The organism is Luteibacter sp. (assembly GCF_051958795.1).
Lineage (GTDB): Bacteria > Pseudomonadota > Gammaproteobacteria > Xanthomonadales > Rhodanobacteraceae > Luteibacter.
Window position 1 is genome coordinate 1 of the sequence record NZ_JBQCFT010000201.1, and the last position, 14,414, is coordinate 14,414.

A 14,414-nucleotide genomic window follows, 5' to 3' on the forward strand; every position below is an offset into this window, starting at 1 on the left:
CACCTCGAACGCACGGACGGCCTGGTCGCCAGGGGCGGTGACGAAGACGATCTCCGCCGGCAGCGGATCGCCCAGCGCCTGCAGGACGGCAAAGCCATCCATGCCGGGCATGCTGATGTCGAGGAAGACGATATCCGGGCGCTCGCGCTGGATGAGCGCCACGGCGGAGGGCCCGTCGGAAGCCTCGCCGACCCACAGGATGCCTTCGTGCTCAGCGAGGTAACGGCGCAGCTTGGCACGGGCCGGTGCTTCGTCATCGATGACTACGGCGCGCAGGGTCATGGCGTGGACGCCTCCCGGATTGGGAGCCACAACGTGACCACGGAGCCCTGCCCCGCAGGTTCCAGGCGCACGCCAGCCGCAGCACCGTACAGATGCTGCAGACGCGCCTGCACGTTGCCCAGGCCGATGCCGTGTCCGGGACGCACCGTCGTGCCCCCACCACCGTCGCGGACAGTCAGTACCGCGTGCTCGCCGTCGCGCCGCGCTTCGATGCGAACGTACCGCGCATCGCCGACGCCGCCGTGTTCGATGGCATTTTCAACGAGCGGCTGCAGCACGAGGAACGGCACCTGGATATCGGCCAGGCTTTCATCCGCATCCCTCCCGGCATCGAGGCCCGCGCCGAAGCGCGCGCGCTGGATGTCGAGGTACAGGTCCAGCAGGCGCCATTCTTCCCTCAACGCATGCTCCTGGCTGCCGGCGGCGAGCGTCGCGCGCAGCAGCTCGCCGACGCGCGCGAGCATTTCATCGGCGACGCGCGGCCGCTCGTACATGAGCTCGGACACAGCATTGAGCGTGTTGAATAGAAAGTGGGGATTGAGCTGGAGGCGCAGCGCTTCGAGGCGCGCCTCGGATAGCGCGGATTCGAGCTGGGCATTACGCAGTTCGCGCGCACGGCCTTCGCGGTAACGATCGAACAACCACACGCCGGCCACGATCACCGCATAGAAGAACAGCTGGGTGGGCATCTCCATGAGATAGCGCCACACGGTGACCGGATACGCGAGCCCCGGGTCGCCGGCGAGGCGGAACACGACCGCGCGCGACGCGATCATGAGCGTCGTCTGGGTCACGGACAGTGCTAGGAATAGCCCAGCATGGACAAGCAGCGTGCGCGGCATGCGACGCAGGGCGATGAACAGCAGCGGCAGGCACGCGCCAAAGGTCAGCGAGCCGGTGAGTTCTTCGATGAGTTTCGGCGCGAACGGGCTCGAATACCCGTTGGCCACGTCGATCAGGAAACGGTTGGTGGCCCGGAGCAACCCGATGGCCACCAGCAACGCGATCCACAGCCACAGCGCATGGCGCCGCCACGCGGGTGGAACCGCCCTGCCCTCGCCAACCGCCATGCCCTTTCCCCGCCGACACTCCGCCGGCTCTTATACCAGAGCCGGCGGGTGGCACGATGGGGTCAGGCCGCGCGGCGCGGCAGCACCCAGTCGGGGCGGATGAAGTGGCAGGTGTAACCGCTGGGGTACTTCTCCAGGTAATCCTGGTGCTCCGGCTCCGCCTCCCAGAACGGGCCAGCCGGGCTCAGCTCGGTGACCACCTTGCCAGGCCACAGGCCGGAGGCGTTCACGTCGGCGATAGTGTCCTCGGCGACCGCCTTCTGCTCGTCATCCAGGTAGAAGATGGCCGAACGGTAGCTGGTGCCGCGGTCGTTGCCCTGGCGATTGACGGTGGTCGGGTCGTGGATCTGGAAGAAGAACTCCAGGATCTTCCGGTAGCTGATCTTCGCCGGATCGAACTCGATCTCGATCGCCTCGGCATGCGTGCCGTGGTTGCGATAGGTCGCGTTCGGCACGTCGCCACCGGAGTAGCCCACGCGCGTGCTGATGACGCCGGTCTGCTTGCGAATCAGGTCCTGCATGCCCCAGAAGCAACCGCCGGCGAGAATGGCTTTCGATGTCATGCGGCACCTCCATTGGCATTCGTGAACAGCCTGGCGTAATCGCCATAGCCTTCCTTCTCCAGGTCGGCGACCGGGATGAACCGCAGCGATGCGGAATTGATGCAGTAGCGCAGGCCGCCGCGATCGCGCGGACCATCCGGGAAGACATGGCCCAGGTGGCTGTCGCCGTGGGTCGAGCGCACTTCCGTGCGGACCATGCCGTGGCTCGCATCGTGCTTCTCCACGACGTGCTCGTTCTCGAGCGGCTGGGTGAAGCTGGGCCAGCCACAACCGCTGTCGAACTTGTCGAGCGACGAGAACAACGGCTCGCCGGAGACGATATCGACGTAGATGCCCGGTTCCTTGCTTTCGTGGAAGGCGTTATGGAACGGCCGCTCGGTGCCGCTCTGCTGGGTCACCCGGAACTGCTCCGGGCTGAGACGGGCGAGGGCCTCGGGGGTCTTGCGGTAGTCGGACATGGGGAGCCTCCTGGGGATGATCGGCGCCGCGGTCGCCCGCTTCGCCGCTCCCCACATAATGCGGGCGAGCGGCGTGGATGCAATGCCCCGGGAGGGTGAAGGGCCGCTCAGGCGGCGAGGTCTTCCACCCACTGGTGACCGGCCTGGGCCAGCAACGCGCGCGCCGATTCCGGCCCCCAGGTGCCCGCTTCATACGCATCCGGGCCGCTGGCCGCATCGCTCCAGCCCTGCAGGATCGGGGTCACCCACTGCCAGGCGGCTTCGGTCTCATCCTTGCGGACGAACAGGGCCGGGCTGCCCTTCACGGCATCCAGCATCAGGCCCTCGTACGAGTCGCGGAACCGCACGCGGCCCGGCTCGCCCAGCTTCGACAGTGCATCGACTTCGTCCAGGCCGAATGCATTACCCGGCTGCTTCACGAACAGCGGCAGGATCACGCTCTCGTTGGGCTGCACCCGGATCACCAGGCGGCTACCCGGGCGTGCTTCGCCGAAGAGGCCAGGCTCGCCGGCGCGGAACTGGATGACCACCTCCGTCAGCTTCTCCGGCATGCGCTTGCCCGAGCGCAGGTAGAACGGCACGCCCTGCCAGCGCGGGGTATCGATCTCCGCCTTCAACGCCACGAACGTCTCGGTCTTGCTCGGCACCGCATCGGGCAGTTCATCGCGGTACGCCGGCACGCTCTGTCCGGCCGAGGTGCCGCCGACGTACTGGCCGCGCGCCACGTTGGCCGCGAGGTTATGCCGGTCGAGCGGCTTCAGCGACGTGAGCACGCGCACCTTCTCGTCGCGGAGCGCGTCGGCATCCAGCGACGACGGGCGCTCCATGGCGACAACGGTGAGCACCTGCAGCAGGTGGTTCTGGATCATGTCGCGCAGGGCGCCAGAGCCATCGTAATAGCCACCGCGACCCTCGAGGCCAACGGTCTCCGCGGCGGTGATCTGCACGTATTCGATGGATTCGTGGTCCCACATGCGCTCGAGCATCGGGTTCGCGAAGCGCAGCGCGATGATGTTCTGCACCGCCTCCTTGCCGAGGTAGTGATCGATGCGGTAGATGCTGTTTTCCGGGAAGTGCTGGCCCACGCCCTCGTTGACCTTGCGTGCGGTCTCGAGATCCGTGCCGATGGGCTTTTCCAGGACGATGCGCGAGTGCGCCGTGCGCAGGCCCTTCTGGTCGATGTTCGCCGCGATCGCGCCATAGAGGTCGGGCGCCGTCGCCAGGTAGAACACGCGGACCCGCGCCGGATCATTGCTGGCCAGCTTCGCCGCCAGGCTCGCCCAGTCGCCGTTCGCGTCCGCACCGTTGAGGCTCACGTAGTGGACCAGGTGCAGGAATCGCTCCACCGTCGCGTCAACCAGCTCGTCGCCGCGGATGAACTCGCGCAGCGCCTTCAGCGCTCGCTCGCGATACGCGGCATCATCCAGCGGCGAACGCGCCGTACCGATGATCCGCGCATCCGCCGGCACCTGGCCTTCCGCGAACCGGCGGTACAACGCCGGCAGCAGCTTGCGCATGGTGAGGTCGCCGGTGGCGCCGAAAATGACGTAATCGAAGGACGGAACGGGTTCGAGCGGGCTTGAAGTGGTCATGACCTGGTATCCGAGGCAAGGGATGGCGGCGGACACACCGTCACCGATGCCATGCTGGATAAGGGGCCTTGGGCTGGATTCAAGGGGTTGAATCGATCTAAATCGTTACCCCGGCGGCACAACACCTTTGCCCCGCCCTACAGGTCGAGGCTGTAGAGCTCCGGGTGGAGGAACGGGGCCATCGCCAGCGCCATGGCCTGGGCGTAAGCGTCCTCGCGGGTGACATGGCCGTTGGTGACGAGGCCGATCGCTCCACCCTGCTGCTTGATGTTGACCGTACCGAACAGCCGGTCCATCACATCGCCAAGTTCATCGCCCTCCAGCAGGGCCTCATACACGGCCGGCGGGAGCGGCAGCCACGCGCTCCGCCCTACGGAGACGACATCGCCGTGGCCAATGGCGACGACGCCGAAGGTGCCCGGGCCGTCTTCCGTGACATCGACCCCACCCTCCAGCGCGACGAAGAAATCGGCCTCGCCGTGCTGGCGGCAGTAGTTCATCCGGTTGAGCGCGCCCTCGCGGGTCTCCGCCGCCGTCATCGGCTGGTCGGGGACGCCGGAGGGAGCATGCATGCCGGTGCATTCGACCAGGCGCCCCGGGAAAAGCGGCGCCAGGCCACGCTGGACCGCGGCCACCTTGATCGGGTTACGCGAGCCGACCAGCACGCGGATGGGTTCGTGCGCCATGGCTTAGCCCAATGCCTTGTCGACCATGGCCTGGGCTTCCTCGAGCACGCGGGCCAGGTGGTCCTTGCCGCGGAAGCTTTCGCCGTAGACCTTGTAGATGTCTTCGGTGCCCGACGGCCGCGCCGCGAACCAGCCCTGCGCCGAACTCACCTTGATACCGCCGATGGGCTGGCCATCGGCCTGATTGATGACCGTGGTGATCGGGTCGCCGGCGAGGGTCTTCGAGGTGACCTGCGCCGGATCGAGCCTGGACAGCTTCTGCTTCTGCGCGTGCGTGGCGGGCGCATCGATGCGCGAATTGGCGGGATCGCCCAGCTTGCCGGTGATCTCCTGGTACAGCTTGCCAGGGTCGCCACCGGTGCGCGCGGTCATTTCGCCGGCCAGCAGCGCAGCGAGGATGCCATCCTTATCGGTCGACCAGGCGGAGGCATCCTTCGCCAGGAACGATGCACCCGCGCTTTCCTCGCAACCGAAACCGACGCTGCCATCGAACAGGCCCGGCACGAAATACTTGAAGCCGACGGGCACTTCGAGCAGCGGGCGCTTCAGGTGCGCGGCGATGCGGTCGAGCAGACCCGTGCTGACCGCGGTCTTGCCAACGGCCGCGTCCGCACGCCAGCCGGGACGGTTCTGGAACAGGTACCACGCCGCTGCCGCGAGGTAGTGGTTCGCGGGCATGAGGCCGACGCTGGGTGCGACGACGCCGTGGCGATCGTGGTCGGTATCGCAGGCGAAGGCGACGTCGAACTTGTCCTTGAGGTGGATCAGGCGCTGCATGGCGTACGACGACGATGGGTCCATGCGGACCTTGCCGTCCCAGTCCAGCGACATGAACGCAAAGGTCTTGTCGACTGCCTCGCTCACCACCGTGAGGTTCAGGCCATAGCGCTCGCCGATCGCGCTCCAGTAATGCACGCCGGCACCGCCCAGCGGATCCACACCCATGCGCACGCCGTTGGCGCGAATGATCTCAAGATCAAGCGCGTCGCCGAGGTCGCCGACGTAGCGCTGCAGGAAATCGAACGCGTGCGTGGTCGAGGCCTTCGCGGCCTGCGCGTAGGGCACGCGGCGCACTTCGCGCAGGCCACCCTCGATCAGCGCGTTGGCGCGGTCCGCGATCCACTTCGTCGCATCCGTATCCGCGGGGCCGCCATGCGGCGGGTTGTACTTGATGCCGCCGTTGTCCGGCGGGTTATGCGACGGCGTGATGACGATGCCATCGGCCTTGCCTGCCTCGCTCCCCCGGTTGTGCACCAGGATGGCGTGCGACACGGCAGGTGTCGGCGTGTACTCGCCGCCTGCCGAGACCATGGTCTCGACGCCGTTACCCGCCAGTACCTCCAGCGTGCTTTCGAACGCCGGCTGCGACAGCGCGTGGGTATCGATGCCGACGTAGACCGGGCCATCGACGCCCGCCTTCTTCCGGTACTCGCAGATCGCCTGGACCACGGCGAGGACATGCGCCTCGTTGAACGAGCGCTCGAACGATGAGCCACGATGGCCGGAGGTGCCGAAGACGACGCGCTGCTCGGGAACCGAGGGATCCGGTTTCAGGTCCGCATAGGCGGCCACGAGCGCCGACAGATCGACGAGCTTGCTCTCGGTAGCGGGCTTTCCCGCGAGGGGGCTGATCTTGGCACTCACCGATGAATCTCCTTGCTACGGGAGCCGCGGGGGCCCCGGGGTCGGGCATTGTAGGCACGGCGCGTGCCTGGGGTTGTCAAGCAGGCGTGCACGTTGCCGCGCCCGCCAGCTGGCAAGGATCGCGTAGTTTTGAGAATTCTTCTATGTCCCCGGCCGCATTCGCTGGCTATCGTGGCAGCGTCCGTTCAGCAGTCACAGGCGCAGCCGTTCGATGTACTCAAAAACCTCGTTATCGTTCGCCAGGCGCAGCTTGCGCATGGCATTGGTCTTCTGCTGGCTGACGGTGGACAGGCCGCGGCCGGTGGCCCGCGCGATATCGGTGACGCCGTGGCCGGCGGCAAACAGGCGCAGGATCTCGAGTTCGCGCGGCGACAGGTCCGCCAGGGTACCGCTACGGTCGACCACGGTCCCCTGCTCCACGCCCAGCACGGCCTGCACGGAGGCGCCGAGGTACACATGATGGGCCACGATCTCACGCAGCGCCTCGGGGATATCCCGCGCGTCGCCCGATTTGCCGATGAGCCCCAACACACCCATCGAGAGGATCTCGCGGTACAACGCGGGATTGGCGATGGTGGTGATCACCATCACCGGGAGACGCGGATAACGCGAGCGCACGGCCTGCAGCATCGCAAGGCCATCGCGATCGGATCCCGGCATGCTGAAATCCGTGATCAGCGCATCGCATGCGGTGGTTTCAAGGAGCTCGAGCAGCGCTTCGGGCGAATCCGCCTCGCCGGCGACCCGCGCGACGCCGTTACGGGCCAGGGCAAGTCCGATGCCCTTCAACACGACCGGATGGTCGTCGGCAATGATGACGCGATAGGCCATGAGTGATCCTTCGATGTGGCGCTGTCCATGTGGCCGCGTTGCCATGCCTGTGCTCCGCGGGGCGCTGAGTTGAGCACATCACGCATGGGGATGCCAGCACGCTGGTGGCGCACGACCGTGGATCGCTGGCTTGATGCACGCGCCGCGCGCGCCGCACGCATCACACATGCCGCCGGTTTGCCTGACCTGCTCGAACGCCTTGGGCAGCGCTATCGCGGGCGCGCACAGCGACGCGGCCTGCAACTCGCGCTGGAGATCGACCCCACGCTCGGTCCCGATCTGGTCGGACCCATCCGCGGCCTGGGCGACATGCTGCAGCCGCTCATGGAACTCGCCATCGACCACCCGGCGAGCGATGTGGTGACGCTCGCGATCGATGTCGTGCGTGACGAGCCCGGAAGGCAGGTGGCGCACTTCAGCATGATCCTGAAGCCGTCCGACGCCGCCGCAACGGATTCGTTCGCCTCGGTCATCGACGCGATCAGGCGACGGCTGGACACCCTGGGCGGTGCGCTGGCCATCGAGACGGCCGATGTGTTCCGCATTGCCATCGAACTGGGCTTCATCGTGCCGCCCGCCGCACCCCATGTGGATGTCGTCGCCCTGCGCACGATGCTGGGCAGCGACGCGGCGATGCGCGAGGTCATCGATGCGCTTCGTGAAGCCCTCGCCGCGGACGTCGGCGACCTCGAGGGCGCATTGGCCCGGGCGGACGCGCATGCGGTCCGGCAATGGCTGCACCGCGTTTCCGGTGCACTCGGCATGGCCGAAGCCACCGGGCTTTCCGCCATGGGCATCCGGCTCGAACAGGATCTGGCGGTACGCCCGCTGGACGACATGGCACTGGGCATCCGCCGCTTCGCCATGGATGCGACCCGGGCACTGGCCTGGTTGCGTGAAGGCCGCGGCCACGAACCGCTGATATAGTGAAGCGGATGACACTCACCGATGCGTACGATGCCGCGCCCGACGCTCTGCGAACGTTCGTAGACGCGCATCCGCGCCTGTTCGTCCTGACCGGCGCCGGCATCAGCACCGATTCCGGTATCCCCGACTACCGCGACGGCCAGGGCGCGTGGAAGCGCAGCCCGCCGATGACCTTGCAGCTCTTCATGAGTGGCGAACCAGCCCGCGCACGCTACTGGGCGCGCGGCATGATCGGCTGGCGGCACTTCGGCGCCGTGCAGCCGAACATCGCCCACCATGCACTCGCCAACCTGGAGCGACAGGGTCGCATTGAGCTCCTGCTCACGCAGAACGTCGATGGCCTGCACGAGGCCGCCGGCAGCGTGAACGTGGTGGACCTGCATGGCCGCATGGATCGCGTCCGCTGCATGCAATGCGGTGACATCACCCGCCGCGACGCCATGCAGCGCCGCCTGGAGGAAGCGAATCCGGCGTGGCTCGAGCTCCAGGCCACGGTTGCGCCGGACGGCGATGCGGACCTCGATAACGTGGATTTCTCACGATTCGTCGTGCCGCCGTGCACGGTGTGCGGCGGGATCCTCAAGCCTGACGTGGTGTTCTTCGGCGAGAACGTGCCCCGCGCCCGGGTGGATACCGCATGGGCCCACCTTGCCCGCGCCGATGCCATGCTCGTCATCGGCTCGTCGCTGATGGTCTTTTCCGGTTATCGCTTCGTTCTGGAAGCGTCGCGCAAGGGCCTGCCCATCGCGTCGGTCAACCTCGGCGTGACGCGCGCCGACGCCCTGTTGACCCTGCCCATTCCCTTGCCCGTGGCGGAAGCCCTGCGACCGTTCGCCTAGCGGCGCGACCGGAAGAACTGGCGCAGCATGTCGCCGGCAGCGTCGGCTTCGAGCCCCCCGGCAACCACGACCTTGTGGTTATGACGATCCGATATGAGCGTGTCGAAGACGCTGCCGGCCGCACCGGTTTTCGGATCGGTCGCGCCGTAGACCACCCGGCCCACGCGCGCATGGACCATCGCCATCGCGCACATGGCGCAGGGCTCCAGGGTGACGTACAGGGTCGCACCCGGGAAACGATAGTTACCCAGCGCTTCGCCTGCGGCACGCAAGGCCTGGATCTCGGCGTGCGCGGTGGGGTCGTTCAGGGTGATGTTGCGGTTCCAGCCCAGGCCCACGGCCTTGCCTTCCACCACGAGGACGGCGCCGACGGGGACCTCGCCCTCAGCGTCCCGCGCATGCGCCGCCAGCTCGAGCGCGCGCGCCATCCACGCGCGGTCTTCATCGCTGAACGGAGGAGCGGCATCGGGGATGAGCGGGCTGTTCAAGGAGTACTCCAGGGCAAGCCGCGCATTCTAGCCGGTCGCGCCACGCAGCACCGCCGCAAGGCGTTCCACCAGGTGATCCGCTTGCTCCGGGTCGGCGTTGGTCACGCCGAGCAGGAGTCCCGCACGCTTCTCCGGCCCGGCAAACCATGGCGATAGCGGCACCGGCGCCAGTTCGGCGGCATGCGCGGCCCTGGCGAGCGCGACGTCGTTGCTGCCCGCGGGTAGTGGCACGCACAGCGAGAGGCCACCGCCCTCCCAGGCCAACCCCGCGCGGGTGAGCGCCGCGGCCACTGCGTCGCGCCGGCTGGCGTACGCGCGCTTCATCCGGCGGAGGTGGCGCAGGTAGTGGCCCTGCTGGATGAAGGCAGCGACCGCGTGCTGCATGACCGGTGGGGGCGCGGGCTCCAGCGTGCCGACCACCTCGTGGAGCGCAGCGGTCAGTGCCGCCGGCACGACCAGGTAGCCCATGCGCAGGCCCGGTGCGATGGTCTTGCTGAAGGTGCCGATATGGATCACGCGGTGCTTGTCCATCGATGCGAGCGCGGGAGCCGCGCGCCGGGTGAGCTGCAGTTCACCGAGATAGTCGTCCTCGATGATCCAGCGCTCGCCACCGTGCGCCCATTCAAGCAGTGCGAGGCGCCGCTCCAGTGACATGGCCGCGCCGGTGGGTGCCTGCTGGCCGGGCGTGACGAGGGCGATAGCGGCATGCGGTGCGAGCGCCCTGCCCGCCGCGACGTCCATGCCTTCAGCGTCCACCGGCACCGGCACCGGCCGCACGCCGGCCCAGCCCAGCGCCGTGCGGGCGAACGGGTAACCCGGCTCCTCGAACCACGCATCGGCGCCCTGTACGCGCAGCACGCGGAGGATCGCACTGAGCGCGCCCGCATACCCGTGGGTGATGAACACCTGCGACGGATGGCAGGCCAGGCCACGCGCAACGGCGAGATAGCCCGCGATCCCGGCCCGGAGGTTCGGCTCGCCGCGCGGATCCGGGTAGTCCGCAGGGGCCGCGGCCGTCTCGCGCGCCGCCTGGCCAAGCAACCGCGACCAGAGCGCCGCGGGGAACAGGTCCGCCGACGGCACGCCTACCTGGAACGGCAGCGCGGAGGTGTGCCCGACCGGGTAACCACCGAAGGGGGCGCGCGTGCGGATGGGCTCCGGCTCCGGACGCGACGCCGGGACGCGCCGCGCGACGCGCGTACCGGCCGCCCCCGAAGGCACCACGAACTGGCCGTCGGCCAGTTCCTCATAGGCCATTCGGACGGTGCCCCGCGCGACGCCCAACTGGGCCGCCAGGTCGTTCCAGGACGGAAGGCGGGTACCGGGGGCGAGCCTGCCGTCGCGGATCGCATCGCGGATGCCATCCGCGATCTGCGCCGACAGCGACAGCCGCGCGCCGCGATCGATTCGTATGCCGAAGGAAGCGTCCATGCCGCCGATGGTACATCGCCGGAACGCATTCTTGGCTCTGGTGACTGACCCATGCCGGGCGCAGGCTATCCCCATCCCATAGCCACCTTCCTTCATTACCGGAGTCGCCACCATGAGCTCGCGCATCAACTACATGAAAGCCGCCCCCGACGCCGCCAAGGGCTTCCTGAACGTACACGGCTACCTGGCCCAGTGCGGCCTCGACAAGAACCTGATCGACCTCGTTTACCTGCGCGTGTCTCAGATCAACGGCTGCGCGTTCTGCATCGACATGCACTCGCAGGACCTGCACAAGCATGGCGTGCCGTTCGAGAAGCTGATCCTCACCTCCGCATGGCGCGAAGCCGGCGAGGTGTTCACCCCGCGCGAACAGGCTGCGCTGGCCTGGACCGAGTCGGTCGCGAACGTCGCCGAGACCGGCGTGCCCGACGAGGACTACGCAGCCGCGACGGCTGCTTTCAACGACAAGGAGCTCTCCGACCTGTCCGTCGCGATCGCCCTGATGAGCGCGTTCAACCGCCTTGGCGTCACCTTCCGCAACACCCCGGTCGCCGCCTCGCGGCTGGTCTGATCCGGCCCATGTGGGAGCGGGGGGGGGCCGCCGGGGGGGGTGCCCCGAGACCCCCACCCGCCCCGCCCCCGCCTGGGGCGCGGCCGGCGGGGTGGCGGGGCGTCTCCACCCCCTCCCGCCCCGCCGCCCCCCCCCCCCCCCAACCCCGCCCCGCTGATAGGACCTTGCGGTTAGGCCGTCTGTCCAATGGCACGGGCCGCAGGTTAGTACGACGCTTTTCCTCGCTGGCAGGGGTCATGTTTCGAGGGGAGCGTCACCATGGATCAGCGCGACAACGGCGAGCCGCATATCGTGTGGCCCCTGGACCCCGCGGGGTTCTCCACGCACCGGATCACCCGGCTGCGGCACAATTTCCATCGCCACGCGCTGTTCCAGTTACCGGAACTGGCCAATCTGGCGCGCGAGCTGATGCCGAAGGAGCAATGTCGGTTCGTGCGACCTGGCATGCAGCAGGACTCGGCATTCCGCCACGAGCCCAGACCGACCGATGGGCGTGACATCGACCAGGTCTTCGAGCGTATCCATGAAAGCGGTTCGTGGATCGCGCTGTACAACGTCGAGGCCGTGCCGCGTTACCGAGCCTTGCTGGAAGAAATCATCGACGGCCTGCGCCCGCTGATCGAGAAGGAACAGCCAGGCATCTTCAATGTCACCGGCTTCATCTTCATCTCGGCCCCGCCGTCGGTAACGCCATTCCATATCGATCGCGAGAATAACTTCTGGATGCAGCTGCACGGCCGCAAGACGCTGAGCGTCTGGGAGCCCGACGACCGCGACGCGGTGAGCGCGGCGCACGTCGAGGACTTCATCGTCAGCCATACCCTGCGCGATGTCAGGCTGAAGGATTCATCGCGCGCCACGAGCCACGATTTCGATAGCGGCCCGGGAGACGGCGTGTATTTCCCGACCACGGCGCCGCACATGACGCGATCCGACACCGACTGGGTCCATGGCGATGACGCCGTGTCGATCTCGATCGGCGTCACCTTCTACACGAGCCATACCGTGCGCAACGCGCGCGTGCATCAGTTCAACCGGGTATGCCGCAAGTACCTGGGCATGCATCCGGCTACGCCAGGCCACCATTACTGGCGCGACCGTTTCAAGGCACCGCTTGGATACATGCTGGGCGTGAGCCGCCAGTGGGCGTTGCGCGCCCTCACCTTCTACGGTGGACTCAAGGCCCACCACCGGCCGGAGGAAGGCTGGTGGGGCGAAAAGGCACCGCCGGGCTCTTACTGAGCCCGGTAGCGGAAGCAGGTACGGGCGTGGTCGTCGACGATGCCCACGGCCTGCATCCACGCATAGACGATGGTCGGGCCGACGAACTTGAAGCCTCGCTTCTTCATGTCTTTCGAGATGGTGGCGGAGAGCGGCGTCTGCGCGTGCACGGTCTTGCCATCGCCATGCAGCACCTTGCCGTTCGTGAACGACCAGCAGTAGTCGGCGAAGTCTTCGCCACGCGCCTTCATGTCGAGGTAGATCTTCGCACCCTGGATCGTCGCTTCGATCTTGGCCCGTGAGCGGATGATGCCCTCGTCGCCGAGGAGGCGCTCGATATCCTTCTCCGTGAAGCGGGCGACCTTCACTGGATCGAAGTTCTTGAACGCTTTCCGGAAGTTCTCGCGCTTGCGCAGGATCGTGATCCACGACAGGCCCGCCTGGAAGCCTTCCAGCATCAGCTGCTCCCAGAGCATGCGGCTGTCGTGCAGCGGCACGCCCCATTCGGTGTCGTGGTAATCGGCGTAGAGCGGGTCGCTGCCCGCCCAGACACAACGGATTTTGGTTTTCGTCACGGCGTGGCGCTGCCCATCTCGCGGAGTCGAGCCGTAGTTTCCACGAAGACGCCCGGATTGTTTAGAGCCCGCGAGAGCACCAGAGCACCCTGGATCCCGCCGACGATCTCCAGCGCGGCCTGCCGGGGTTCGGGCACACCGGCACCCTTCAGCGCCGCGGTAAGCACATCGATCCAGCGTGCGAAGTAGTCCCCGATGGCCGCCGCGAAGCGATCACGGGTTTCATCGAGCGCGAAGGCGCCGACCAGGCAAACGCGCGCGCCGCTATGGAAATATTCGTCCACGGCGCGCCACATGGTCGGGATGCCCTCGGCAGGCGGCATCGTGGCCAGCGGCGTGAACACGCGGTCTTCGAACCACGCATTCACTTCGCCTAGCACGGCAGCCGCCATATCCTCCTTCCCGCCCGGGAAGAAGTGATACAGGCTGCCTTTGCCCAGGCCGGTCTTCTCCGTAATCCGCGCCATGGATGCGCCGTCGAAGCCGAGCTCGCGGAAGGCTTCCGCGAGCAGCGGCAGGACATCGGCGCGTTCGTAAACGAGGCGCGGCATCAGAGGCCCAGGTCGGAAAGGCTCGGGTGGTCGTCCGGGCGGCGGCCGAGCGGCCAGAAGAACTTCCGGTCCGATTCCTTCATGGGCATGTCGTTGATGCAGGCGTAACGGTGATGCATCAGCCCGTCTTCGCCGAACTCCCAGTTCTCGTTGCCGTAGGAGCGGTACCAGTTGTTGCTGTCGTCGTGCCACTCATAGGCGAAGCGGACGCCGATGCGGTCACCAGTGAACGCCCAGAGTTCCTTGATGAGGCGGTAGTCGAGCTCCTTCGCCCACTTGCGGGTGAGGAACTCCACGATCTGCTCGCGGCCGTGGACGAACTCGGCGCGATTGCGCCATTCGCTATCCGGCGTATAGACCAGCGACACGCGGGCCGGGTCGCGGCTGTTCCAGCCGTCTTCGGCAAGGCGGACCTTCTGGACGGCGGTTTCGTGGGTGAACGGAGGAACGGGTGCGGCCATGATGCTATCTCCTGTACCGGGGAGATTGCACTGTACCAATCGGTACAATGGCTGGCAATCATACCAACGTATGCCGCCGGGCGACGTTGTGGGAGCGGGGGGGGGGGGGGGGGGGGGGGGGGGGGGGGCCCAAAGCGCCCGAGCCCGCCCCCCCCGCGGGCGGGGGGGGGACCACACGAGGCCCAGCACCCCCCCCCCCCCCAAACCCCGGCCCCGGCCACGCC

Annotated in this window: 17 protein-coding genes; 4 read left to right on the plus strand and 13 right to left on the minus strand. The window is 67.4% G+C overall.

The window, feature by feature from the left end:
• From ACTHLF_RS10105 to ACTHLF_RS10140, 8 genes are all read right to left on the minus strand, one after another.
• On the minus strand, positions 1-282 hold a 282-nt coding region (locus ACTHLF_RS10105), incomplete at its 3' end, for a LytR/AlgR family response regulator transcription factor (protein WP_440327094.1).
• Entirely contained in the window at positions 279-1,352 is a 1,074-nt protein-coding gene (locus tag ACTHLF_RS10110; protein WP_440327096.1) for a sensor histidine kinase, read from the minus strand. The genes ACTHLF_RS10110 and ACTHLF_RS10105, both read right to left, overlap by 4 nt.
• 62 nt (positions 1,353-1,414) lie before the next feature.
• On the minus strand, positions 1,415-1,915 hold the full coding sequence (gene msrA / locus ACTHLF_RS10115) for a peptide-methionine (S)-S-oxide reductase MsrA (protein ID WP_440327097.1): 501 nt from the start codon (positions 1,913-1,915) through the stop codon (positions 1,415-1,417).
• Complete coding sequence (gene msrB / locus ACTHLF_RS10120) at positions 1,912-2,373, minus strand: peptide-methionine (R)-S-oxide reductase MsrB (RefSeq protein ID WP_440327098.1); 462 nt, start codon at positions 2,371-2,373, stop codon at positions 1,912-1,914. Before msrB ends, msrA begins: the two co-directional genes overlap by 4 nt.
• Before the next feature lie 107 nt (positions 2,374-2,480).
• A complete protein-coding gene (gene zwf / locus ACTHLF_RS10125; RefSeq protein ID WP_440327100.1) occupies positions 2,481-3,965 on the minus strand; it encodes a glucose-6-phosphate dehydrogenase in 1,485 nt (494 codons plus the stop codon).
• A 137-nt stretch (positions 3,966-4,102) separates the two neighbouring features.
• Entirely contained in the window at positions 4,103-4,651 is a 549-nt protein-coding gene (yjjX, locus tag ACTHLF_RS10130) for an inosine/xanthosine triphosphatase (protein WP_440327102.1), read from the minus strand.
• Between the two features lie 3 nt (positions 4,652-4,654).
• On the minus strand, positions 4,655-6,295 hold the full coding sequence (gene pgm, locus ACTHLF_RS10135; RefSeq protein WP_440327104.1) for a phosphoglucomutase (alpha-D-glucose-1,6-bisphosphate-dependent): 1,641 nt from the start codon (positions 6,293-6,295) through the stop codon (positions 4,655-4,657).
• A gap of 192 nt (positions 6,296-6,487) precedes the next feature.
• Positions 6,488-7,126, minus strand: a complete 639-nt coding sequence (locus ACTHLF_RS10140; RefSeq protein WP_440327105.1) for a response regulator — start codon at positions 7,124-7,126, stop codon at positions 6,488-6,490.
• 90 nt (positions 7,127-7,216) lie between these two features.
• Between ACTHLF_RS10140 and ACTHLF_RS10145 the strand changes: the two genes are divergently transcribed.
• Entirely contained in the window at positions 7,217-8,053 is an 837-nt protein-coding gene (locus tag ACTHLF_RS10145) for an Hpt domain-containing protein (RefSeq protein WP_440327107.1), read from the plus strand.
• Between the two features lie 8 nt (positions 8,054-8,061).
• Positions 8,062-8,892: an NAD-dependent protein deacetylase gene (locus tag ACTHLF_RS10150; RefSeq protein ID WP_440327119.1), complete on the plus strand. Its 831-nt coding sequence runs from the start codon at positions 8,062-8,064 to the stop codon at positions 8,890-8,892.
• Here the strand turns inward: ACTHLF_RS10150 and tadA are convergent.
• Positions 8,889-9,380 carry a tRNA adenosine(34) deaminase TadA gene (gene tadA, locus ACTHLF_RS10155; protein WP_440327108.1) on the minus strand — a complete coding sequence of 164 codons (492 nt, stop codon included), beginning with the start codon at positions 9,378-9,380 and terminating at the stop codon, positions 8,889-8,891. The genes ACTHLF_RS10150 and tadA overlap by 4 nt on opposite strands.
• A 27-nt stretch (positions 9,381-9,407) precedes the next feature.
• Positions 9,408-10,811: a MocR-like pyridoxine biosynthesis transcription factor PdxR gene (gene pdxR / locus ACTHLF_RS10160; RefSeq protein ID WP_440327109.1), complete on the minus strand. Its 1,404-nt coding sequence runs from the start codon at positions 10,809-10,811 to the stop codon at positions 9,408-9,410.
• A gap of 112 nt (positions 10,812-10,923) precedes the next feature.
• On the opposite strand from pdxR, the gene ACTHLF_RS10165 reads away from it, so the two are divergent.
• The gene (locus tag ACTHLF_RS10165) at positions 10,924-11,382 is read left to right on the plus strand and encodes a carboxymuconolactone decarboxylase family protein (RefSeq protein ID WP_440327111.1); all 459 of its coding nucleotides are present in this window, start codon (positions 10,924-10,926) and stop codon (positions 11,380-11,382) included.
• Between the two features lie 258 nt (positions 11,383-11,640).
• Positions 11,641-12,624 (plus strand): JmjC domain-containing protein, encoded by a 984-nt coding sequence (locus ACTHLF_RS10170; protein ID WP_440327113.1) that lies wholly within the window; start codon positions 11,641-11,643, stop codon positions 12,622-12,624.
• On the opposite strand, the gene ACTHLF_RS10175 is transcribed toward ACTHLF_RS10170, so the two are convergent.
• From ACTHLF_RS10175 to ACTHLF_RS10185, 3 genes are read right to left on the minus strand one after another with little or no spacing between them, the layout of a single operon-like run.
• Positions 12,618-13,178 carry a DNA-3-methyladenine glycosylase I gene (locus tag ACTHLF_RS10175; RefSeq protein WP_440327114.1) on the minus strand — a complete coding sequence of 187 codons (561 nt, stop codon included), beginning with the start codon at positions 13,176-13,178 and terminating at the stop codon, positions 12,618-12,620. The genes ACTHLF_RS10170 and ACTHLF_RS10175 overlap by 7 nt on opposite strands.
• Positions 13,175-13,729 (minus strand): TetR/AcrR family transcriptional regulator, encoded by a 555-nt coding sequence (locus ACTHLF_RS10180; protein WP_440327116.1) that lies wholly within the window; start codon positions 13,727-13,729, stop codon positions 13,175-13,177. Before ACTHLF_RS10180 ends, ACTHLF_RS10175 begins: the two co-directional genes overlap by 4 nt.
• A complete protein-coding gene (locus ACTHLF_RS10185; RefSeq protein ID WP_440327118.1) occupies positions 13,729-14,190 on the minus strand; it encodes a nuclear transport factor 2 family protein in 462 nt (153 codons plus the stop codon). Before ACTHLF_RS10185 ends, ACTHLF_RS10180 begins: the two co-directional genes overlap by 1 nt.
• Positions 14,191-14,414 lie beyond the last annotated feature (224 nt).